General features: G+C 67.9%; 17 protein-coding genes. 2 read left to right on the top strand and 15 right to left on the bottom strand.

Annotated elements, in window-relative coordinates; translation table 11 throughout:
* Positions 1-308: 308 nt before the first annotated feature.
* From ptsP to F464_RS0105290, 6 genes are all read right to left on the bottom strand, one after another.
* On the bottom strand, positions 309-2,039 hold the full coding sequence (gene ptsP, locus F464_RS0105320; protein ID WP_018988752.1) for a phosphoenolpyruvate--protein phosphotransferase: 1,731 nt from the start codon (positions 2,037-2,039) through the stop codon (positions 309-311).
* Between the two features lie 4 nt (positions 2,040-2,043).
* Positions 2,044-2,313 carry an HPr family phosphocarrier protein gene (locus tag F464_RS0105315; protein WP_018988751.1) on the bottom strand — a complete coding sequence of 90 codons (270 nt, stop codon included), beginning with the start codon at positions 2,311-2,313 and terminating at the stop codon, positions 2,044-2,046.
* A gap of 7 nt (positions 2,314-2,320) precedes the next feature.
* Entirely contained in the window at positions 2,321-2,704 is a 384-nt protein-coding gene (locus tag F464_RS0105310) for a PTS sugar transporter subunit IIA (protein WP_018988750.1), read from the bottom strand.
* Between the two features lie 106 nt (positions 2,705-2,810).
* Positions 2,811-4,790 (bottom strand): AsmA family protein, encoded by a 1,980-nt coding sequence (locus tag F464_RS0105305; protein ID WP_018988749.1) that lies wholly within the window; start codon positions 4,788-4,790, stop codon positions 2,811-2,813.
* Between the two features lie 106 nt (positions 4,791-4,896).
* A complete protein-coding gene (locus tag F464_RS29825) occupies positions 4,897-5,367 on the bottom strand; it encodes a hypothetical protein (RefSeq protein ID WP_018988748.1) in 471 nt (156 codons plus the stop codon).
* A 199-nt stretch (positions 5,368-5,566) separates the two neighbouring features.
* Positions 5,567-7,192 (bottom strand): ABC-F family ATPase, encoded by a 1,626-nt coding sequence (locus F464_RS0105290; RefSeq protein ID WP_018988747.1) that lies wholly within the window; start codon positions 7,190-7,192, stop codon positions 5,567-5,569.
* Between the two features lie 285 nt (positions 7,193-7,477).
* Between F464_RS0105290 and F464_RS0105285 the strand changes: the two genes are divergently transcribed.
* Positions 7,478-9,169 (top strand): sensor domain-containing diguanylate cyclase, encoded by a 1,692-nt coding sequence (locus F464_RS0105285; RefSeq protein WP_018988746.1) that lies wholly within the window; start codon positions 7,478-7,480, stop codon positions 9,167-9,169.
* A 60-nt stretch (positions 9,170-9,229) separates the two neighbouring features.
* On the opposite strand, the gene trhP is transcribed toward F464_RS0105285, so the two are convergent.
* The 3 genes from trhP to F464_RS0105270 all read right to left on the bottom strand — a co-directional run bounded on the left by trhP (position 9,230) and on the right by F464_RS0105270 (position 12,132).
* Positions 9,230-10,600 carry a prephenate-dependent tRNA uridine(34) hydroxylase TrhP gene (gene trhP / locus F464_RS0105280; RefSeq protein WP_018988745.1) on the bottom strand — a complete coding sequence of 457 codons (1,371 nt, stop codon included), beginning with the start codon at positions 10,598-10,600 and terminating at the stop codon, positions 9,230-9,232.
* A 130-nt stretch (positions 10,601-10,730) separates the two neighbouring features.
* Complete coding sequence (locus F464_RS0105275; protein ID WP_018988744.1) at positions 10,731-11,297, bottom strand: phasin family protein; 567 nt, start codon at positions 11,295-11,297, stop codon at positions 10,731-10,733.
* Between the two features lie 166 nt (positions 11,298-11,463).
* Positions 11,464-12,132 (bottom strand): alpha/beta fold hydrolase, encoded by a 669-nt coding sequence (locus F464_RS0105270; RefSeq protein WP_018988743.1) that lies wholly within the window; start codon positions 12,130-12,132, stop codon positions 11,464-11,466.
* Between the two features lie 84 nt (positions 12,133-12,216).
* Between F464_RS0105270 and F464_RS0105265 the strand changes: the two genes are divergently transcribed.
* The gene (locus F464_RS0105265) at positions 12,217-12,588 is read left to right on the top strand and encodes a thiol-disulfide oxidoreductase DCC family protein (RefSeq protein WP_018988742.1); all 372 of its coding nucleotides are present in this window, start codon (positions 12,217-12,219) and stop codon (positions 12,586-12,588) included.
* A gap of 25 nt (positions 12,589-12,613) precedes the next feature.
* Here the strand turns inward: F464_RS0105265 and F464_RS0105260 are convergent, their stop codons facing one another.
* The 6 genes from F464_RS0105260 to F464_RS0105235 form a co-directional block, all read right to left on the bottom strand.
* On the bottom strand, positions 12,614-13,195 hold the full coding sequence (locus F464_RS0105260) for a hemerythrin domain-containing protein (protein ID WP_018988741.1): 582 nt from the start codon (positions 13,193-13,195) through the stop codon (positions 12,614-12,616).
* Positions 13,196-13,373: 178 nt separating this feature from the next.
* Positions 13,374-14,582, bottom strand: a complete 1,209-nt coding sequence (gene pcaF, locus F464_RS0105255) for a 3-oxoadipyl-CoA thiolase (protein WP_018988740.1) — start codon at positions 14,580-14,582, stop codon at positions 13,374-13,376.
* A gap of 199 nt (positions 14,583-14,781) precedes the next feature.
* On the bottom strand, positions 14,782-16,026 hold the full coding sequence (boxA, locus tag F464_RS0105250; protein WP_018988739.1) for a benzoyl-CoA 2,3-epoxidase subunit BoxA: 1,245 nt from the start codon (positions 16,024-16,026) through the stop codon (positions 14,782-14,784).
* A gap of 64 nt (positions 16,027-16,090) precedes the next feature.
* A complete protein-coding gene (gene boxB / locus F464_RS0105245; protein WP_018988738.1) occupies positions 16,091-17,512 on the bottom strand; it encodes a benzoyl-CoA 2,3-epoxidase subunit BoxB in 1,422 nt (473 codons plus the stop codon).
* 163 nt (positions 17,513-17,675) lie between these two features.
* The gene (gene boxC, locus F464_RS0105240) at positions 17,676-19,343 is read right to left on the bottom strand and encodes a 2,3-epoxybenzoyl-CoA dihydrolase (protein ID WP_018988737.1); all 1,668 of its coding nucleotides are present in this window, start codon (positions 19,341-19,343) and stop codon (positions 17,676-17,678) included.
* A gap of 31 nt (positions 19,344-19,374) precedes the next feature.
* Complete coding sequence (locus tag F464_RS0105235) at positions 19,375-20,277, bottom strand: helix-turn-helix transcriptional regulator (protein ID WP_018988736.1); 903 nt, start codon at positions 20,275-20,277, stop codon at positions 19,375-19,377.
* Between the last annotated feature and the right edge of the window lie 66 nt (positions 20,278-20,343).

Raw genomic sequence — 20,343 nt, 5'->3', positions numbered from 1 at the left:
TAAACGAAAAAACCCAGCCGGCTTGGAAAACGCGGACTGGGTCGCCCTCGCTTTAGCCGGATTTATTGAGCGCCCGCAAGCTGTGGTTCAAATCGGCGCTAAGGCTCAAAAATTAGCGTGCGCGGGATCAATTGTCAAACGCCCGCGTACTGTGGGAGCGGCGTACTGTGGGAGCGGCGTCCTGTGGGAGCGGCGTCCTGTGGGAGCGGCGTCCTGTGGGAGCGGCTTCAGCCGCGAATCAGCCGTGCGGCGCGCGATACCGCCCATTCGCGGCTGAAGCCGCTCCCACACGCGGCCGCGCAGCGGGATTACCCCGCCAGCCGCATCACCGCATCCCGCACCTTCGCCTGCTCGTCCATCTTCAGGATGCGCTGCACGCGCGGGGCCAGCTCGTTGAGGTCGGCGCGCAGCACCTGCTGCTTGATCTCGAGGATATGGCCCGGGTGCATCGAGAAATTGCGCAGCCCCATGCCCAGCAGCAGCAGCGTGTAGGCCGGGTCGCCCGCCATCTCGCCGCACACCGACACCGGCAGGCCGAAGCGCGCGCCCGCCTGGATCGTGCCGGCGATCAGCTTCAGCACCGCCGGGTGCAGCGGGTCGTACAGATGCACGACGGCCTCGTCCGAGCGGTCGATCGCGAGCGTGTACTGGATCAGGTCGTTCGTGCCGATCGACAGGAAAGACAGGCGGCGGATGAACATGCCCAGCGCGAGCGCCGCGGCCGGCACCTCGATCATCCCGCCGATCTCTAGGCGCGGGTTGTACTTCAGACCCTCTGCGTCGAGTTCCGCCTTCGCCTTCGCGATCAGCTGCAGCGACTGGTCGATCTCGTGCGCGTGCGCGAGCATCGGGATCATGACGCGCAACTGGCCATGCACCGAGGCGCGCAGCAGCGCGCGCAGCTGCGTCTTGAACATTTGCGGTTCCGCCAGCGAGTAGCGGATCGCGCGCAGGCCCAGCGCCGGGTTCGGCTCGAAGCGCGCGCCGACGCCGTTGAGCGCCTTGTCGGCGCCGACGTCGAAAGTGCGGATGGTCACCGGCTTGCCCGGCAGCGACTTGAGCACCGCGCGGTAGGCCTCGTACTGCTCGTCCTCGTCGGGCAGCGCATCGCGGCCGATGAAGAGGAATTCGGTGCGGTACAGGCCCACGCCGTCGGCATTGACCGCCTTCACCTGATTGAGGTCCTTCGGCCCCTCGATGTTCGCGAGCATCTTCACGTCCTCGCCGTCGAGCGTCGTGGCAGGCGTGTCCTTCAGGCGGTTGAGCTTGGAGCGCTCCAGCTCCAGCTCGCTGCGGCGCAGGCGGTATTCCTCGACGATGCGCTCGTCGGGCCCGACGATCACGACCCCGCGCGTGCCGTCGATGATCAGCAGCTCGTCCTCCTCGACGAGCTGGCGGATGTGGTGCAGGCCGACGACCGCGGGGATGCGCAGGCTGCGCGCGACGATCGCCGTGTGGCTGGTCGGGCCGCCGACGTCGGTGACGAAGCCGCCGATGTTGTGGTCGCGGAAGCCGATGGTGTCGGCCGGCGACAGGTCGTGCGCGACGATGATGGTGCCCAGCCCGTCGCGGCGCTTCGGCGGCAGATGGCCGGGGTGTCCCAGCAGCACCTTCACGATGCGCTCGATCACCTGCACGACGTCGGCCTTGCGTTCGCGCAGGTAGGGATCCTCGATCTGCTCGAACTGCTCGACCACCAGCTCCATCTGCTGCACCAGCGCCCACTCCGCGTTGCAGCGGCGCTCGGTGATGAGATGACGCGCGGCGTCGATGAGCATCGGGTCGGCCAGCATCATCAGCTGCAGGTCTACGAAGGCGCCGACTTCGCTGTGCGACTGGCCGGCCGTCGCGGCGGCTTTCAGCCCCACCAGCTCGCCCTGCACGGTCGCGACGGCCTCGTTGAGGCGCTCCACTTCCTCGGGCAGGTATTTCACTGCGACGTGGTAGTGGTTCACCTCCAGCATTGCGTGCGACACCAGATGCACGTGGCCGATCGCGATGCCCTGCGAGACGGGGAGCCCGTGGATGGTGAAGGGCATCGCGCTATTCCCCTTCGCCGAAGCGGTCGGCGATGAGGTCGAGTATCGCCTCCAGCGCCTTGTCCTCGTCCTGGCCGGCGGTTTCGACCGTAATCGTCGCCCCGCGTGCGGCGGCCAGCATCATGACGCCCATGATGCTCTTGGCGTTCACGCGCCGCCCGTTGCGTTCGAGCCAGACGTCGGCCCCGAAGCTGCTCGCGAGCTGCGTCAGCTTCGCCGACGCGCGCGCATGCAGGCCCAGCTTGTTGATGATTTCGGTTTCCGCTCTCGGCATGTCACTCTCACTTCATTCGCAGCACGCCCTCGCAGCCGCCGGTGACGGCGCGTTCGACGAGCGTGTTCATATCCCTTTCACGGTAGGTCAGCACCCGCAGCAGCATCGGCAGGTTTACGCCGGCAATGCCTTCGATGCGCCCCGGTTCCAGCAGTTTGCGAGCGACGTTCGCCGGGGTTGCACCGTAGATATCCGTGAGTATCACGACGCCATGCCCCTTGTCGACCGTCGCGAGCAGCCGACGTGCTTCCGGCAGGATGTCGAGGGGATCGTCCTGGCCCGACAACCCGAGCTGGATGACGTTGTCGGGGCGTTTGTTCAGCACGTGGCAGGCGCACTGGATCAGCGCCTCGCCGAGCGTGCCGTGGGTGATGAGGAAGATGCCGATCATGATGTCGTCGCGCTGGTTCAGGCGATTTTAGCCGACGCGCGGCGCGGCGCGGGTGCCTTCGGGCACGACTGTCGCCCGGGCGATGCGACGGGGGCCGGCGCCGGGGTCAGTGGCCGAGCCGCGCGAGCGCCTGGCGGCAGGGCGAGCCCGGTGTTTCTCCGGGGTCGACGAAGGGGAGGATGGCTGCGAGCGGCGTGACGAAGCCGAGGGCGACCCCCGCCAGCGCCCGGGTCGCAAGGGGGCCCGCCTCCGGCCTCACGCGCGGCGCGTCGAGCGTGCCGGCAACGCGCACCGGCGTGCGCAGCGTGAATGGCGACACGTTGCGTGGCTTCGCGGTGAAGCGCAGGTCGAGCGCCTCGTTGGCGAGATTGATGCTGCCGTCGACCAGCACCAGGGTCACGGGTGTGTCGATCAGTGCGACGCGCGGGCTCATCCGGCCGTCGTGCGCGACGATGTCGGCGACGGCGCAGTCCAGGGGCAACGCCTGGTCGCCCCCCAGCACCAGGCCGAGACCCTGCGCGACGTCGAGCCCCATGATCTCGATCAGCAGACGCGAGATGCTGCCGTCGCGCACGCCGGCGGTGAGCTCGCCGTCGAGGGAGCCGAGCAGAGCCGCAGTGGAGCGGCCATGTCCGGTCAGCTTCGCGCGGCCGTGCAGCACACCGGTGAAGTAGGGCGGCTGGGATGGCTCCCCGCCCGTGGCGCGGGCCGCCTGTGACCGCGTCTGCGACACGCCGATCCAGTCTTCCAGGCGGATGCCTTCCCACTGCAGGTTCGCCGCCCACTGCGGCGGGGTGTTGCCGGAATCCACGGCGAGCTCTCCGCGCAGCCGCCCTTTGGCGGTGCTCGCGTCGAGCTCGCTGAGCACGAGGCGGCCGTTGTGCAGGCTCAGCGTCGCACGCAGCGGCGCGATCGGCTGCGAGAATGCGTTGCCGAGGTCGACATGACGGAGATCCACCGCGACACGCGCATCCATCGTCTTCAACGCGGGCAGGTTCAGCTCGCGCTCCGGCAGGACCCGCCCGGGCGGCGGCGCGGCGCGGCTGCCGTCGGGATTGCGGGTGCCGAAGGCCGGGGCGAGATCGGCGAGGGCGAGGCGCTTGCCGCCCAGTTCGCCTTCGAGGCGCGGAGTCGCCGGGCGGGCGTCATAGGTGAAGACGCCGTGTACGGCGCTCTCGCCCACCTGTGCGTCGCTGACGCGGGCACGCCACACTTCGCCGTCCTTCTCCAGCTTGCCGCGCAGCGAGAACGGATCGGTCGTCGGCAGGAGCACACCGAAGAGCTCGCCCAGCACGCCCAGCGAGGCGCCGCGTGCCGCGAACTTCCCTTTCAGGTCGCGGCCGCCGAAGAGGTCCGCCACGGCGCCGTCGAATTCCGCATGTACGCCGCCGTAGTCGATGCGGCCGCTGACGGGCACTGCCGGCACGTCCGTGCCCTGCGCCGCGAGCTTCAGGAAGCCGGCAGCGCCGAGTTCGCCGTCGAGCCTGCGTCCGCGCAGTCGTCCGCGCAGGGTCGCGCGTGCGGTGGGGGTATCGTCCCCGGCGCCTTCATGAGTGGAGAAAACGGCCCGGAGCGCGGTCCTGGCTGGCACATCGTCGAATTCGATGGTGCCGTTGCGCACCGCCAGCGCATCGACCCGTGGCGGTGGCGCGCTCGCCTGCCCGGACGGCCGTGTGCCGAGCTGCCACGTCGCAGCGCCGTCGGGCCGGCGCTTCAGGCGTGCGTCGAGGCGATCGACGTCGATCGCAGCGATGCGCAGCGCGTCGGACTCGCGCAGCCGCAGGAGGTCGCCGTAGCGCAGCGTCAGCGCGAGCCCGTCGGCCTTCACCAGATGGGGCGCTTCGAAGCCGTCCGGCGCGGCGACCCACACGCCGCCGGCGCTCACGCGGACGGCGCCGAGAAAGTGAAGTCGGAATGGCGCGGCGATGCGGACCGGGCGCTCCAGGCGCTGTGCGAGGAATGATTCCAGCGGGCCGCGCAGGAAGGGCCAGCCGAGAGCCTCCCCCAGCCCGAAAACGACGGTGAGGGCCGCCAGGATTGCCAGCGTCGCACGCCGGACCGGATGCGTTCGCGAGGATGGGGTCATCGCGGAAGCCTGCTGTGGGCGATGCCTGTATGACCGCCGCGCCCGGGGCAGGAGTTTCCCGCCGAGCGTTCTTGTTACCGATCTCTAAGCTCGTGCGCCGTCGCGGTCACAGGTTGTGGCAGGTGACGCAGAACAGCCGGAGGCCGCCGCCGCTGCGCACGTAGTCGATGGCGTGCTGCGGGTCGGGGGGCAGGATGCCGTGTTCGACGTGACAGGACGCGCAGTCGATCATCCACGTGTCGGCGGTCGCTGCGACCTTCTGCTTGCCCTTCGTGCGCGTGGTCGTGACCGTGCCGGTGGTGCTGGAAATGAGGCTGCTGCTGAAGAGCTGGATCTCGTCCGCGTCGGGAATGCCGTTGCCGTTGTTGTCGAAGAACAGGATGCCCGTCGCGGTCGTGGTGGCCGGCAGGTGGTAATCGGCTTGAATCGGGTAGTTCACCCGCACCGGATGATGGCCCGGAGCGAGGAAATAGCCCGTGTAGTCGGGGGCGGTGCCGTCTATGGTCGTTGCGTAATGACAGGTGCGACAGTCCGAATAGTCGGCACGCACGGGCCCGCCGCCGAAAATCGCCGTCATTGCCGCCAGCAAAAAGGAAATGCCCCGTGTCGTAACCAAGACCAGCCGCCCATGAGAAAGGCTCCCACGTGGGGATACGAGCGGCCGAATATACCTGCGGCTTAGTCAGCGAGCAATAAAATATGCGAAACGATTCGTTAATAACCCGAATCGACTATGCTTTGGGGAATTTAGCCCGGCTTTCGCCGGGCCGCGAGACTTATTCCAGTCCCTGGCTGGCGAGGTACTCCTCGTAGGTGCCGCGGTAATCGACGATGGTGCCGTCGAGCTTGATCTCGATGACGCGGGTCGCCAGCGAGGACACGAACTCGCGGTCGTGCGAGATGAAGATCAGCGTGCCGGTGAACTTCTCGAGGCCGGTGTTGAGCGACTCGATCGATTCCATGTCGAGGTGGTTGGTCGGCTCGTCCATCAGCAGCACGTTCGGGCGCGACAGCATCAGCTTGCCGAACAGCATGCGGCCCTGTTCGCCGCCGGAGATGACGTTCACGGGCTTCCTGACCTCGTCGCCCGAGAACAGCAGGCGACCCAGGGTGCCGCGGATCAGGGTCTCGAGATCCTCGCCCGTCGCGGAGGCGGTGACGCGCGCGTATTCGGCGATCCATTCGGTGAGCTTGTCGGTGCCGGCGAAGTCGGCCGAGTGGTCCTGCGCGTAGTAACCGGGCTTGGCCTTCTCGGCCCATTTCACGCTGCCCTTCTGCGGTTGCAGTTTTCCGAGCAGCAGTTTCATCAGCGTGGTCTTGCCGACGCCGTTCTCGCCGATGATCGCGACCTTCTCGCCCGCATCGAGGGCGATCGAGAACTTGTTGATGAGCGGCTTCTCCATGCCTTCGTAGGCGAAGGAGAGGTTCTCGACCTCGCACGCGAGGCGGTGCAGCTTGTCCTTGTCGTCGTAGTCGAAGCGGATCCACGGGTACTGGCGGGACGAGGGCTTCACGTCCTCGGGCTTGAGCTTGTCGATGAGCTTGAGGCGGCTGGTGGCCTGCTTGGCCTTGGACTTGTTGGCCGAGAAGCGGCGCACGAACTCCTGCAGATCCTGGATCTTTTCCTTGGCGCGGGCGTTGGCGGCGCTCTGGCGCTCGCGCGCGAGCGTCGCCGCTTCCATGTAGTCGTCGTAGTTGCCGGCGTACACGGTGATCGTGCCGTAATCCAGGTCGGCCATGTGCGTGCACACCTGGTTCAGGAAGTGGCGGTCGTGCGAGATGATGACCATCGTCGAGTTGCGCTCGTTGAGCACGTCCTCGAGCCAGCGGATGGTGTTGATGTCGAGGTTGTTGGTCGGTTCGTCGAGCAGCAGGATGTCCGGGTTCGCGAACAGCGCCTGGCACAGCAGCACGCGCAGCTTCCAGCCCGGCGCGACGTTCTTCATCGGGCCGTTGTGGAGTTCCGTGCCGATGCCCACGCCCAGCAGCAGCTCGCCGGCGCGCGCTTCGGCGGTGTAGCCGTCGTATTCGGCGAACTTGCCTTCGAGTTCGGCCGCGTGCATGTAGTCGTCTTCGGTCGCTTCGGGGTTGGCGTAGATCGCGTCCTTCTCCGCCATGCAGGCCCACATCTCCTCGTGGCCCATCAGCACGACGTCGAGCACGCGCATGTCCTCGAAGCCGAACTGGTCCTGGCGCAGGTAGGCCATGCGCTCGTGCGGGTCCTTCGAGACGTTGCCGGCGGACTGCTCGAGCGCGCCGCACAGGATCTTCATGAAGGTCGACTTGCCCGCGCCGTTCGCGCCGATCAGGCCGTAGCGGTTGCCCTCGCCGAACTTGACGGAGACGTTCTCGAACAGGGGCTTGGCCCCGAACTGCATGGTGATGTTGGCGGCGACGAGCACGGCGGGATCCTGATTTTCAGTTAAAACAAAGCCTTGCATTGTAGCGCAGATGGAGGCCGACGGCTCTGGCGGATCCGCTCCGGCGGCGGGCCCCCGCGCCGCGGCCTGCGGCGGGCGTTTACACCGTGAAAGTAGCGCGCAAAATCAACCGGATGGCTATCACCATTGCCATATGTACGCGATGGCGGGAGGGGAATAGAGTGCACTCTCCGGTACCCATTCCCTTCCCGGAGGCCGGCGAGCGAGCGCTCGTCGGGGGCGGGAGATCGGGGCGGGGGAGGATTCGTGGACAGCGACGAAGGGCCGCAACTGCGCAGGGGCGACAATCCGCTGTACGCGGTGCTGCTGCTTGCATGGATGTTGTTCAGCGTGTCGCTGTTCGCACTGGTGCTGCGCGGGGCCTGGGAGGACATCCGTTCCGAGTTCCACGCGGACGCCGAGGCGGACATCGAGCTGGTGCGCGACCGTCTGCGCACCAACGACGCCCTGCTGTCGGGTTTCGCCGCCTTTCTCGACGTGCTCGGGGCTCCGACGCAGGAGCAGATCGCCGGTTTTGCGAGCCGGCTGCTGGGCGAACATCCGCATATCTACATGCTCGAGGTGGTCGAGAAGGTGCCGGCGCGCGCGCGGGACAGCTTCGAACAGGCGCTCGCGGAGCGGGCCGGCCCCGGCGCGCGCATCGGCAGCTTCAACTACCAGGATGGCAGGCGGTGGCAGGCCGTTGCGGAGAAGGCCGCCTATTTCCCGGTCAGCTTCCTGTGGCCCGCAACGCCCGAATCCCTGCCGGTGCTCGGCCTCGATCTCGACTCGGTGCCGCATCTGCGCGACGCACTGATCCGCGCCGAGGCGAGCCGGGGGGCGGTGTCCACGCGCCCGTTCGCGCTGATCGAGGGGCCGCTGGCCTACGTCGTGATGAAGCGCACCGACTCGGCACACTCCGTCTTGCGGCCGGCCGGGGCCGACCAGCGCTACGCGCTGCTGGTCGTGAAGGCCGATGCGATGGTTCCGGACCGCCGCAATGTGCGCACGGCCCACGTCCTGCGCATGCTGGGGGAGACCGGGCCGCAGGATCCGCCGCTCTACGCGATGCTGGCAACACAGCCGGCAAGTGCCGTGGAGCGCCGCACGCTGCCGAAGTTCACGCTGAACGTGGAGGATTTCAGCACGTCACAGCCGGTGCGCCTGACGGTGACGCGCCAGCTGCGCTTCTCGGACATCCGCAGCGAGCCGCTGCTGCTCGCGATCGGCCTCGCCGTCGGCACGCTCGCCGTGCTCGTCCTTTACCTGAGCCGCCACCGTGCGGCGGTTGCCCGTGAGCGTGACCATCTCCAGCGCGCGACCCATGGTGCGCTGCACGACCCGCTGACCGGCCTGCCCAACCGGCGTCTGTTCTACGATCGCGTCGGACAGGCGAGCGCGCACTGGCGGCGTACCGGCGAGGGCTTCGCATTGTTCTTCGTCGATCTCGACCGGTTCAAGGAAGTGAATGACGGCTACGGTCACGAAGTCGGCGACGCCGTGCTGAAAACGGTGGCCGAGCGCATGCGCGGCAGCATGCGCGAGACCGATACGGTCGCGCGCATCGCGGGCGACGAGTTCGTCGTGCTCCTTCCGGGTGTGACGGAGCATGCGGCGGCCGAGCCGGTTGCGGCGAAGCTGCTCGCTGCCGTGGCGCAGCCGGTCGAGTCGCGTGACGGACTTGTACTGCAGCTCACTGCCAGCCTGGGGGTGAGCGTGTGTCCCGAGCACGGCATCGAGCCCGAGGAGCTGATCCGCCACGCGGACATGGCGATGTACGACGACAAGCGTGCGGGGGGAGCGGGCTCGCACGGCACGCCGCCCGGGGCGGCGGAGCGGCCGCTGGCGAGGGCGCCGCGCCTGCGCGTTATCCGCAAGCTCGTGCGCGGGGCGGGGGGCTCCGTCATGCCGGGGGGCAGGAAGAAAGCCTCGCGCGGCCGGGGGAACGGGGCGGGATGAGATGAGACGCCGCCCTGCGGCAGTGTGCGATGGCCCGGTGGTCGCGAGCCGTGGGGCGTTTCAGAGCAGGCGGGCGACGAAGCACGGCGCGTCGGCCCGCGCGCCCTCGGGCAGCGGCAGGCGCACGCGGCGGCCGGCACCGGGGATGCGGGCGAGCGCTTCGCCGTCGAGGTTCTCGAGGCGTTCGAGGGGGGCGATGATGTTGCCGTGGGGCTGGACGAACTCCAGCCGGTCGCCGATGCCGAAGCCGTTCTTGACCTCGACTTCCGCCAGCCCGGTCGCGGTGTCCACCCCGAGCACTTCGCCGACGAACAGGCTGCGCCCCGACTCGGAGTGGCCGCGCAGGTAGTTCTGGTGCTCCGGCGTGTGGTGGCGCTGGTAGAAGCCGTCGGTGTAGCCGCGGTTCGCGAGGCCTTCGAGTTCGCCGAGGAGGTTCATGTCGAAGGGGCGGCCTGCCATCGCGTCGTCGATCGCGCGGCGGTAGCCCTGGCTGGCGCGGGCGACGTAGTAGGGGCTCTTGGTGCGGCCTTCGATCTTCAGCGAATCGACGCCGATCTTCACCAGCCGCTCGACGTGCTCGACCGCGCGCAGATCCCTGGAGTTGAGGATGTAGGTGCCGTGCTCGTCTTCCTCGATCGGCATCAGCTGGCCGGGGCGGGTGCCTTCCTCGAGGAGGTAGACGCGCGAGGCGGATTCGTGGCGTGCGCCGCCGCCGAGCGCGGAGCCGGTGCCGTCCGGGGCGTCCTTGCCGCAGGCGTGCAGGTCGCCCGAGCCGTCCTCGTTCGCCTCATGCACCTTGTAGTCCCAGCGGCAGGAGTTCGTGCAGGTGCCCTGGTTGGGGTCGCGGTGGTTGAAGTAGCCCGACAGCAGGCAGCGCCCGGAGTACGCGACGCACAGCGCGCCATGCACGAAGACTTCGAGCTCCATCTCCGGGCAGGCCTGGCGGATGTCCTCGATTTCGTCGAGCGACAGTTCGCGCGACAGGATGATGCGCTTGATGCCGACCGAAGCCCAGAAGCGTACCGCGGCGTAGTTCGTCGTGTTGGCCTGCACGGACAGGTGCACCTCGACCTCGGGCCAGCGCTCGCGCACCATCATGATCAGGCCGGGGTCGGCCATGATCAGCGCGTCGGGCCTGAGTGCGACGACCGGCTCCATGTCGGCGAGGAAGCTCTTCACCTTGCTGTTGTGCGGATAGATGTTGCTGACGAGGTAGAAGGCCTTGCCCGCTGCGTGCGCCTCGTCGATGCCGGTGGCGAGGGCGTCGAGCTTGTCGAAGCTGTTGTTGCGCACGCGCAGGGAATAGCGCGGCTGGCCGGCATAGACCGCGTCGGCGCCGTAGGCGAAGGCGGTGCGCATCATCTGCAGCGAACCGGCGGGGGCGAGGAGTTCGGGCGCGATACGTGCGGAGGCGGGGGGGGAGGTCGTCATTGTTGTAGTGGCTGCGTGCTGCTGGGGAAGCGCGCAAGGATAACCGGAAACGACTCCGGCGCCCGAAGGCGCCGGAGGATGCGGCAACGGCGGCATAGGGGCCGCCGTGCGGGGATTGCCCCGCTGCCGGTCAGGCCGACTTCTTGGCCTTGGTCGGGGCCGGAGCCGGCGTGCTCACCGCATCGACTGCGGCGCGGGCGGTCGCCGCGACGTTGGCTTCGGTGAACTGGATGACCTTGCGGGTCGCCTTGTTCACGCTGTCGTAGGCCGAGTTGGCGGCGGCGATTGCCGACTGCACCGCGGCGACGGCGGCCTCGGAGCCGGCCGGAGCGGACTTGGCGGCCTTTTCGAGCGCGACGCCGATGGCCTTGTTCACTTCCGAGTACTGGTTTTCGTAGGGGGCGGCGGCTTCCTCGACACCCTGGGCGAGGATCTCGTAGCTGCTGCGGAACCAGGCCAGCGTCTTCTCGGTAGCCGGACGGACGAGCGTCGCGGACACGGTGACCAGCTCGTTGGGGGTCTTGACGGACAGCAGCGCACTCAGGGTGGCGATGCTGTCTTCGAGGGCGCTGCGGCTGGCGTTGATGTTCAGGGCAACAAGGCGCTCGAAGGTGTCGAAGCTGCTGCGGGTGGAGGTCTCAACGGCGGCGAGGGCGTTTCTGGAGGCGCTGGCGAAGGTGTCGGTCGTGGCGATCATGGTGTTTCTCCTGTAGGGGCGGGGTCATTGTCTGCTGGCCCACTGCTGCCGGCAGGTTATGCTGCATTGCACAATTGCATTGTAACGGGTCGTGAAGCCCCGTCAAGAACTATTTTGTGCAGTGCAGCAAAAATCTGAGAACGGACGTCGCCCGGGAGGGGGTGGATCAGGGCTGGATGCCTTGTCCTGTGCGTTCTTCCGGACGGTGGTGGATGAATGCGCCGGTGTGCAGGAAGGCCGCGACCTGATCCGCGCAGGCGGCGGACAGGAGCATCTCCATGTGGCTCACGTGCAGGGTGACGGCGTCGCGTGCGCCGGCGACGCGGGTCTCCCCGACCGTGACGATGCCGTCGTGGGGTCGCGGCAGCCGCACCAGGGCGCCGGCGAGCCCGAGCGGCCGGTTGCCCGAGATCACGCCGATCGCGACGCCGGGCAGTGCCGGCCGCGGGGCGGCGAGCCAGTCGCGCATCGAGCGGCCGATGAGGGAGGTGATGCCGGGAACGCGCTGCAGACCGGTCGCGCTGCACGACCCGGTCCAGGGCGGGCCCATGAGCACGACGCGGCGAACGCGGGGGTCGGGCTGGCGCGCGAGCGCGCTGGCGATGACGATGCCGCCGAGGCTGTGGCCCACGAGGTGGATGGGGCCGGCCCGCAGGCCGGCGAGGAAGCGCGACAAGCCGTCGGCATTGGCGGCGAGGCCTTGCCGCACCGAGGGGTAGGACCAGGCGTGCGTGACGAAACCGCTGCGCTCGAGGCGCCGTCGCAGGAGGCCGAATACGAGCCCGTGCATCCACAGGCCGTGCACGAGCACGACGGTTTCGGCGGCGGGGTTCATGCGGGAGGACTGTAGCGGGTTTCGCCCGCGGCACGAAGTGCGGCGCGCCACGGTCGAAATGGTGTGGACTGCAGGAGGGCACCCATGGCGGAGCGGGAAGACGGGATCACCGTCTATTACGACGGCGCATGCCCGCGCTGCGTGCGCGACCGTGCGCAGTACGAGCGCTTGGCGGGCGAGGCGGGGCAGGACACCTGCTGGGTGGATATCACGGGGCGTGACGCGGAGTTGCGCGCGCTGGGCATAGACCCGGGTGCGGCGCTGCGCGAACTGCACGTGCGCGATCGCGAAGGGCGCGTGCGGCGCGAGCTGGATGCGTACATCCTGCTGATGGCGCGTGTGCCGCGCCTGCGTCCGCTCGCCTGGCTGATCGGCCTGCCGGGGCTGCGGACGCTGCTGTCGCGCTGGTACCGTGCGAGCGTGATGAGGCGGCTGCGCGCGGAGGGACGCCAATGAGACGTCAATGAGACGCCCGTGAGGCTCAGGAGGCGCGGCCGAGTCCGAGCGGCGCCGGCGTCAGGCTGAGGATGCGCTGGTACAGCGTTTCGGCCTCGTCCTTGGGCTTGATGCCGAAGAGCGGGTTGTCGTTCTCGCGGAAGGCGGTGGCGATCTCGGTCCAGTCTTCGGGCGTGAGCACGCGTTCGGCGATGGGAATGAGCGCGTCTTCCTCGGTGCGCAGGTGATCCCATTCGAACTCGGCGTAGCGCTCGGCCGTGTCGAAGAAGGCTTCGGCGGCCTTCGCGTCGCCGCCCTGGAAAGCGAGGAGCTGTTTCTTGAGGTCCTCGACCATCGGGTAGCCGAGGTTGTGCTCGCGTTCGAGCCGGCCGATGAGGGCGTCGGCCTCGCGCGTGCGCCGCTGGACCGCCGTGAAGAGGTACTTGTCCTCCTTCGGGTGGTGCCAGCGGTCGGGGTAGGACACGATGTAGTCGAGGATCGCGCGCAGCAGCGGGAAGTTGGGTGCTTCGCCCTTGCGCATGCCCTTGACGAGGTAGCGCAGCGAGTACAGCACCGCGCTGATCGCGAGGTGCTCGTCGCGGATGATCTGGATCGCTTCCGGTTTCACGTTTGTCTCCCGTGGTGCCTTGTCTTGTGTTTGCCAGGGCGGGCCGTGGAAAGGGTTTATGGGCAGGGGTCTGGTCTGTCGTGGGAGCGGCTTCAGCCGCGAAAGGGCGTTCTTCCTGCCCAGACCGCCGATTCGCGGCTGAAGCCGCTCCCACAGGACCGCACTTAGGGCTCTTTTATTACACCCGCTCGAACGCGAGTGCGATGCCCTGGCCGACGCCGATGCACATCGTCGCGAGGCCGTAGCGGCCGCCGGTGGTCTCGAGCTGGTTGAGCGCGGTGGTCACGAGGCGGGCGCCCGAGGCGCCGAGCGGGTGGCCGATGGCGATGGCGCCGCCGTTCGGGTTCACGTGCTCGCCGTCGTCGGGCAGGCCGAGCTGGCGCAGCACGGCGAGGCCCTGCGCGGCGAAGGCTTCGTTGAGTTCGATGGTGTCGAACTGGCCGATCGTCATGCCCAGGCGCGCGAGGAGTTTTTGCGTCGCGGGCGCCGGGCCGATGCCCATGATGCGCGGCGGCACGCCGGCGGCCGCGCTGCCGAGGATGCGGGCGCGCGGCGTGAGGCCGAAGCGGCGCACGGCGTCTTCGGACGCGAGCAGCAGCGCGCAGGCGCCGTCGTTGACACCCGAGGCGTTGCCGGCGGTGACGCTGCCGTCCGCGCGCACGACGCCCTTGAGCTTCGCGAGCGCGTCCAGCGTGGTCTCGGGGCGCGGGTGCTCGTCGGCGCCGAAGATCACCGGGTCGCCCTTCTTGCGCGGGATCTCGACCGGCAGGATCTCGCGCGCGAAGAAGCCGCGCTCGTTGGCGGCGGCCCAGCGCTGCTGGCTGCGCAGCGCGAAGGCGTCCTGGTCGGCGCGCGAGACGCCGAACTCCTGCGCAACGTTCTCGGCCGTTTCGGGCATGGAGTCGATGCCGAACTGCGCCTTCATCAGCGGGTTCACGAAGCGCCAGCCGATGGTCGTGTCCTCGATCTTCGCGCTGCGCGAGAACGCGGAATCGGCCTTGCCCAGCACGAAGGGGGCGCGGCTCATGCTTTCGACGCCGCCGGCGATCATCAGCTCCGTTTCGCCGGAAGCGATCGCGCGCGTGGCCATGCCCAGCGCGTCGAGGCTGGAGCCGCACAGGCGGTTGACGGTGGTGCCGGGCACTTCCACGGGCAGGCCCGCGAGCAGCGCGGCCATGCGCGCGACGTTGCGGTTGTCCTCGCCGGCCTGGTTGGCGCAGCCGTAGATGATGTCATCGACGGCGGTCCAGTCGACGGCGGCGTTGCGCGCCATCAGGGCCTTGATCGGCAGCGCGGCGAGGTCGTCGGCGCGCATGGATGAGAGGGTGCCGCCGTAGCGGCCGAAGGGGGTGCGGATGGCGTCGCAGATGTAGACGTGGCGGGGCATGTCGGTGGGGTCTCCTCTCTTTATGTCAGGGGCGCGCCGTCTCGTGCGGGCGCGTCGCGTGCCATTGTGGGGCCAAACGGCCCGGTGGCGTCACGCGCCACGCTTTGCGCAGGGCGGGCGTAGCACAGCGCATCCCGCCATCCGTGCGACCGCTTGGCGGGATACGCCTTCGGCGCCTCCCGCCCTACGGTTCGTGGTTTCAATACGTCTCGACGTGGAAACGTGCCTTCGAAAGCAGCTGCGGACGTAGCGTATCCCAGTCGGCGCCCTGCGCGCGGCAGATGTCGCGGAAGGCTTCCAGCACGCCCGCTTCCATGCCCTTGAGGCCGCAGATGTAGATGTAGCAGTTGTCGTCCTGCAGCATCTGGAACACCTTGTCGGCGCGCTCGCGGATGGCGTCCTGTACGTATTTCTTCGGTTCGCCGGGCACGCGAGAGAAGGCGAAGTTGATGTCGATGAAGTCCTTCGGCAGCTTCTGCAGCGGGCCGAAGTAGGGCAGCTCCTCGGGCGCGCGGGCACCGAAGAACAGCACCATCTCGCCGCCTTCCTTGCGGTCCATGCGGCGGCGGCGGCGCTCGGTCATCGCGCGCATCGGCGCGGATCCGGTGCCGGTGCAGATCATCATGATCGACGAGCCCGGGTGGTTGGGCATCAGGTAGGTCGAGCCGTAGGGGCCGGTGACCTGCACCTTGTCGCCTTTCTTCAGGTCGCACACGTAGTTCGACGCGACGCCACGGGTCGGATTCCCTTCGTGGTCCTCGACGACGCGCTTCACGGTGAGCGACAGGTTGTTGTAGTGCGGACGCTCGCCGTCGCGCGGGCTGGCGACGGAGTACATGCGCAGCAGGTGCGGCTTGCCGCGTTCGTCGGTGCCCGGCGGGAGGATGCCGATCGACTGGCCTTCGAGTACCGGGAAAGGCGTCGTGCCGAAGTCGAGCACGATGTGGTGGATGTCGCTGGAGGCGTCCTCGGCGGTGAGGCGGTAGTTGCCGGTGACGGTCGCGGTGATCGGGTTCGCCGGCGTGTACAGGTTCACGTAGGGGTGCGACGCGGACCACGGCGCCATCGCCGGGCCACCCTGGCCGGCGGTCGCGACTTCGGTGATCTGCTGCACTTCGGCGGGGAGTTCGGCCGCGCCCATGACGGTCGCTTCGAGCTGGTCGAGCTCGGTGGTGTCGGGCAGGTAGTCCCAGGAATACTGGTCGGCGAGGCTGTGCGGCGTGGCCTTGTCGACGTTGCGCCAGGAGTCGATCGCGCCCGTCGGACAGGGCGAAATGCAGGCCAGGCAGCCGTTGCAGGTGTCGAACTTGACGACGTAGTTGCGGCTGTCGTGCGTGATCGCATCGACCGGGCAGATCTCTTCGCAGGTGTTGCAGCGAATGCAGATCTCGGGATCGATGAGGTGTTGCCTGGCGAGGTTGGCGTGCTCTGCGGGCGCGTTCATGGTTGTCTCTCTCCACGGGGGCGGGAGGCGGGCCTGCGCCCGCTTCCCGTTCTTCTCTCAAGTCTTAATTAAAGCGCACGTACTCGAAATTGACCGGCTGGTTGTTGATGCCGCGGCCCGGCGCTGCGATCCAGTTGGCGAACTTGCCCGGCTCGAGGCAGCGGCCCATCAGCGAATGCACGTACAGGCGGTCGCTTTCGGTCGGCAGCCAGTTGTTGTGCTGGTGCGTCCATTCGGCTTCCGACAGCAGGCGGCCGTCCGGGCTGACATGCACGTCGGCGAACATGCCGATGCGGCGGTGGAAGCCCTTGTGCGGCAGCGTGAAGCGGAAGGCGAAACCGAACTTGGCCGGGATGCGGTTCCAGCGCTCGACGCCGGCCTGCACGTCGGTGATCCAGTCGTCGCGCAGGCGCTCGTTCAGCGCCGACAGCGCGGCGACCTTGCGGGTGCCGATCGTGTCGCCGGCCACGTCCATGACCTCGTATTCCGAGTTCTGCAGCTTGTGGTCGTCGTCGATCTTCTCTTCCTCGAAGCGGCCCTTGAGGCCGTTCGTGTAGTAGGTCGCGGCGTTGGACGAGACTTCGGCGCCGTACAGGTCGCTGGTGACGCTGTAGTGGAAGTTGAGGTACTTCTGCAGCGTCGGCAGGTCGATGACGCCGGCGGCGCGCAGCTTGGCGGGATCGTCGGTGCCCAGTTCCTTCATCACTTCGCAGGTGCGCTGGATGACGCGGGCGATGCCCGATTCGCCGACGAAGAGGTGGTGCGCTTCCTCGGTGAGCATGAACTTGCAGGTACGCGCCAGCGGGTCGAAGGCCGATTCGGCCAGCGAGGCGAGCTGGTACTTGCCGTCACGGTCGGTGATGAAGGTGAACATGAAGAACGACAGCCAGTCGGGGGTCTTCTCGTTGAACGCGGTGAGGATGCGGGGGTTGTCCTCGTCGCCCGAACGGCGCTCGAGGAGCGCTTCGCCTTCCTCGCGGCCGTCGCGGCCGAAGTGCGCGTGCAGCAGGTAGACCATCGCCCACAGGTGGCGGCCTTCCTCGACGTTCACCTGGAACAGGTTGCGCAGGTCGTACAGCGACGGGGCGGTGAGGCCGAGGTGGCGCTGCTGCTCGACCGATGCCGGCTCGGTGTCGCCTTGGGTGACGATGATGCGGCGCAGCGTCGAGCGGTATTCGCCCGGGACTTCCTGCCACACGTCCTGGCCCTTGTGCTCGCCGAAGGTGATCTTCTTCTCGCCTTCCTGCGGCGCGAGGAAGATGCCCCAGCGGTAGTCGTGCATTTTCACGTAGCCGAAGTCGGCCCAACCCTTGGGGTCGACGCTGACCGCGGTGCGCAGGTAGACGTCGTAGTTGGTCGAGTTTTCCGGACCCATGTCGTCCCACCAGTTCAGGAAGGACGGCTGCCACTGCTCGAGCGCCCGCTGCAGGGTCTTGTTCTCGTTCAGGTTGACGTTGTTCGGGATGCGTTCGCTGTAGTTGATCATCTCTGTACTCCTCCGGGTTTTGTCGTCGCGGCCGGGGATTCGTCGTCCGCCGGCCTTTCCTGTTGCTGTGAGATTTCTTGCTGCTTTTCCCCGCCGCGCCAGGGCGCCGGCTGCAACGGCAGCGGGACGGCCTGCCGCGCGGCGCGGGAACGATTCGTTTGTCTTACACGCGGTTCCAGTCGAACTGCGCCTTCTTGCCGGAGCCGAAGAGCTTCAGCGCGCCGTTTTCGCCGACGGCGTTGGGGCGGTTGAAGATCCAGTTCTGCCATGCCGAGAGGCGGCCGAAGATGCGGGTGTTCATGGTTTCGACGGGGCCGAAGCGCAGGTTGGCTTCGAGGCCGGTGAGCGCGTCGGGCGACAGCGCGGCGCGTTCCTCGATGGCGATGCGCACTTCGTCGGCCCAGTCGAGGTCGTCCGGGATCGCGGTGACGAGGCCCAGCTCCATCGCCTCTGCGGGCGACAGCAGGCTGCCTTCTTTCGCCTTCACGGCGGCGATCGGGCCTTCTTCCTGGTAGAAGCGGGCGGCTATGCGCGACAGGCCGTTCACCATCGGGAAGGGGCCGAAGTTCATCGCCGAGAGGCCGACGACGTTCTTCGCTTCGGCGGCGTCGAGCATGTAGCTGCGGTCGGCGGCGAGCGCGATTTCCAGCAGCGTGCCGGCGAAGCACGAGCCCGGTTCGATCAGTGCGTACAGGCTGCGGGAGCTGACGTCGATGCGGGCGAGCGTGCGGCGCAGCATGCCGATGGTCTCGCGGACGAACCAGTTGTCCTTGTTCGCGTCGATCGTCGCGTCGATGTCGAGCACGACCTGGGCGTCGCCTTCGGTGCGCAGCTGCCACAGGCCGACGTCGAGGTGGTTGGTGCGCAGGTTCAGGATCGCGTCGTCGAGTTCGCGTGCCATCTGCAGCGGCCACCACTTGATGCCCTGGGCTTCGATCTCGGCGGCGGTCTTGGCGGTGACGGCGGACGGGGCGCGCACGGTCAGGGTCACGGTGCGGCCGTCGGCGTCGATCGTCGCATCGACGAATTCGTAGTGGTAGCCGGTCGCGTCGGTGGTGCGCTCGAGGCGGGTCAGGGCCACGCCCTTGGCGCCGGCCGGGCGGTCGGAGGACTGGGCGAGCGCCTTGGCGCGGGTCTGGATGTGCTCGGCGAACTGCTGCTGCTTGACGACGTCGTCGACCAGGCGCCAGTCCTTGGCGCGGTTGCCGCGCACGCCTTCGGAGATGGTGCAGAAGATGTCGGCGTGGTCGCGGCGCACGCGGCGCTTGTCGGTGACGCGGGTCAGGCCGCCGGTACCGGGCAGCACGCCCAGCAGCGGCACTTCGGGCAGCGACACGGAGGAGTTGCGGTCATCGACCAGCACGATCTCGTCGCAGGCGAGCGCCAGCTCGTAGCCGCCGCCGGCGGTGGTGCCGTTGCACGCGGCGAGGAACTTGAGGCCCGAGTACTGGCTGGAGTCCTCGATGCCGTTGCGCGTCTCGTTGGTGAATTTGCAGAAGTTCACCTTCCAGGCGTGGGTCGAGAGGCCCAGCATGTAGATGTTCGCGCCGGAGCAGAAGATCTTCGCCTTGCCCGAGGTGACGACGACGGTGCGCACTTCCGGGTGCTCGAAGCGCACGCGTTGCAGCGCGTCGTGCAGCTCGATATCGACGCCCAGGTCGTAGGAGTTCAATTTGAGCTTGTAGCCCGGGCGGATGCCGCCGTCCTCGTCGATGTTGAGCGTCAGCGTGGCGATCTCGCCCTCGGTCGCGAGCGACCAGTGACGGTACTTCGACGGCTCCGTGCGGTAATCGACCAGATCTGCGACCGGCTTGTTGGCGACTGCTTCCATTGTCTGTCTCCTCTCTCTCTGTTGGATGTGCTCAGCCCAGCACGAGCTGGCGCAATTTGATGAAACTCTGATCCACCGTCTCGCCCGTGGTGTCGAGCACGGTGTCCGCCTTGGCGTAGAGGGGCAAGCGCGCCTCGAGGATGCGCTTGAGGTCCTCCATCGCCTCGTCGTTGCCCGCCATCGGCCGCAGGTCGCCCTGGGCCATCACGCGGGCCATGTGTTCTTCCGGCAGGGCCTTTACCCACACCGTGATGCACTGCGCGAGCAGCATCTCGAAGCTCTCGGGCTGCGACACGACGCCGCCACCCACCGAGATCACGGCGCGCGGGTTGTCGCGCAGCACGCGCTCCAGCGTGCGCTTCTCGATGCGGCGATAACCGGACTGACCGTACAGCGAGAAGATCTCGCGTCCCGGGATGCCGGTTTCCTTCTCGATCTCGCGGTCGAGTTCGACGAAGGGCATGCCTTCTTCCTGCGCCAGGCGCTTGCCCAGCGTCGACTTGCCGGCACCGCGCAGGCCGATCAGCGCGATGCGCTTGCGGCGCACGGCTTCCTCGTGGCCGAAGTCGCGCATCAGGCGGAACACCACTTCTTCCAGGCGATGCTGCGGCAGGCGCTCGAGGAAGCGGCGGATCAGGCGCTTCTCGACGGTGTCCTCGGTTTCCGGCGCGAGCAGCTCGATCAGCGGAACGTTGAGCGCGCGGGCGATGTTCTGCAGCAGGACGATGGACACGTTGCCGTCGCCGCCTTCGAGGTGGGCGAGGTGGCGCTCCGAGACGCCGGCTTCGCGGGCCACGAGCTTTCTCGTCATGCCACGGCGGTCGCGGATCTCGCGGACGCGCTTGCCGAGCGTGGGCAGGATATTGCCGTCGGCGGCCTGGTCGGCCGTCTGGAGCTCTTCCTGTTGCGCGTCGGTAGTGGTTTCGAGGCTCATCGGTTTTCCTTTCTTGCAGCGAACTGCATCGGTTGAGTTGAACAATAGTGCAGCAAGATCGACGCG

It is taken from the genome of Aromatoleum toluclasticum ATCC 700605 (genome assembly GCF_000378245.1).
In the GTDB taxonomy this organism is placed as follows: Bacteria; Pseudomonadota; Gammaproteobacteria; order Burkholderiales; family Rhodocyclaceae; genus Aromatoleum; species Aromatoleum toluclasticum.
This window is presented reverse-complemented; position numbering and strand designations above follow the sequence as displayed.

Excerpts from the sequence above, each read along its gene's own strand:
- ptsP (WP_018988752.1), bottom strand. The coding sequence starts at position 2,039 with ATGCCCTTCACCATCCACGGGCTCCCCGTCTCGCAGGGCATCGCGATC.
- F464_RS0105315 (WP_018988751.1), bottom strand. The coding sequence starts at position 2,313 with ATGCCGAGAGCGGAAACCGAAATCATCAACAAGCTGGGCCTGCATGCG.
- F464_RS0105310 (WP_018988750.1), bottom strand. The coding sequence starts at position 2,704 with ATGATCGGCATCTTCCTCATCACCCACGGCACGCTCGGCGAGGCGCTG.
- F464_RS0105305 (WP_018988749.1), bottom strand. The coding sequence starts at position 4,790 with ATGACCCCATCCTCGCGAACGCATCCGGTCCGGCGTGCGACGCTGGCA.
- F464_RS29825 (WP_018988748.1), bottom strand. The coding sequence starts at position 5,367 with ATGACGGCGATTTTCGGCGGCGGGCCCGTGCGTGCCGACTATTCGGAC.
- trhP (WP_018988745.1), bottom strand. The coding sequence starts at position 10,600 with ATGACGACCTCCCCCCCCGCCTCCGCACGTATCGCGCCCGAACTCCTC.
- F464_RS0105275 (WP_018988744.1), bottom strand. The coding sequence starts at position 11,297 with ATGATCGCCACGACCGACACCTTCGCCAGCGCCTCCAGAAACGCCCTC.
- F464_RS0105270 (WP_018988743.1), bottom strand. The coding sequence starts at position 12,132 with ATGAACCCCGCCGCCGAAACCGTCGTGCTCGTGCACGGCCTGTGGATG.
- F464_RS0105265 (WP_018988742.1), top strand. The coding sequence starts at position 12,217 with ATGGCGGAGCGGGAAGACGGGATCACCGTCTATTACGACGGCGCATGC.
- pcaF (WP_018988740.1), bottom strand. The coding sequence starts at position 14,582 with ATGCCCCGCCACGTCTACATCTGCGACGCCATCCGCACCCCCTTCGGC.
- boxA (WP_018988739.1), bottom strand. The coding sequence starts at position 16,026 with ATGAACGCGCCCGCAGAGCACGCCAACCTCGCCAGGCAACACCTCATC.
- boxB (WP_018988738.1), bottom strand. The coding sequence starts at position 17,512 with ATGATCAACTACAGCGAACGCATCCCGAACAACGTCAACCTGAACGAG.
- boxC (WP_018988737.1), bottom strand. The coding sequence starts at position 19,343 with ATGGAAGCAGTCGCCAACAAGCCGGTCGCAGATCTGGTCGATTACCGC.
- F464_RS0105235 (WP_018988736.1), bottom strand. The coding sequence starts at position 20,277 with ATGAGCCTCGAAACCACTACCGACGCGCAACAGGAAGAGCTCCAGACG.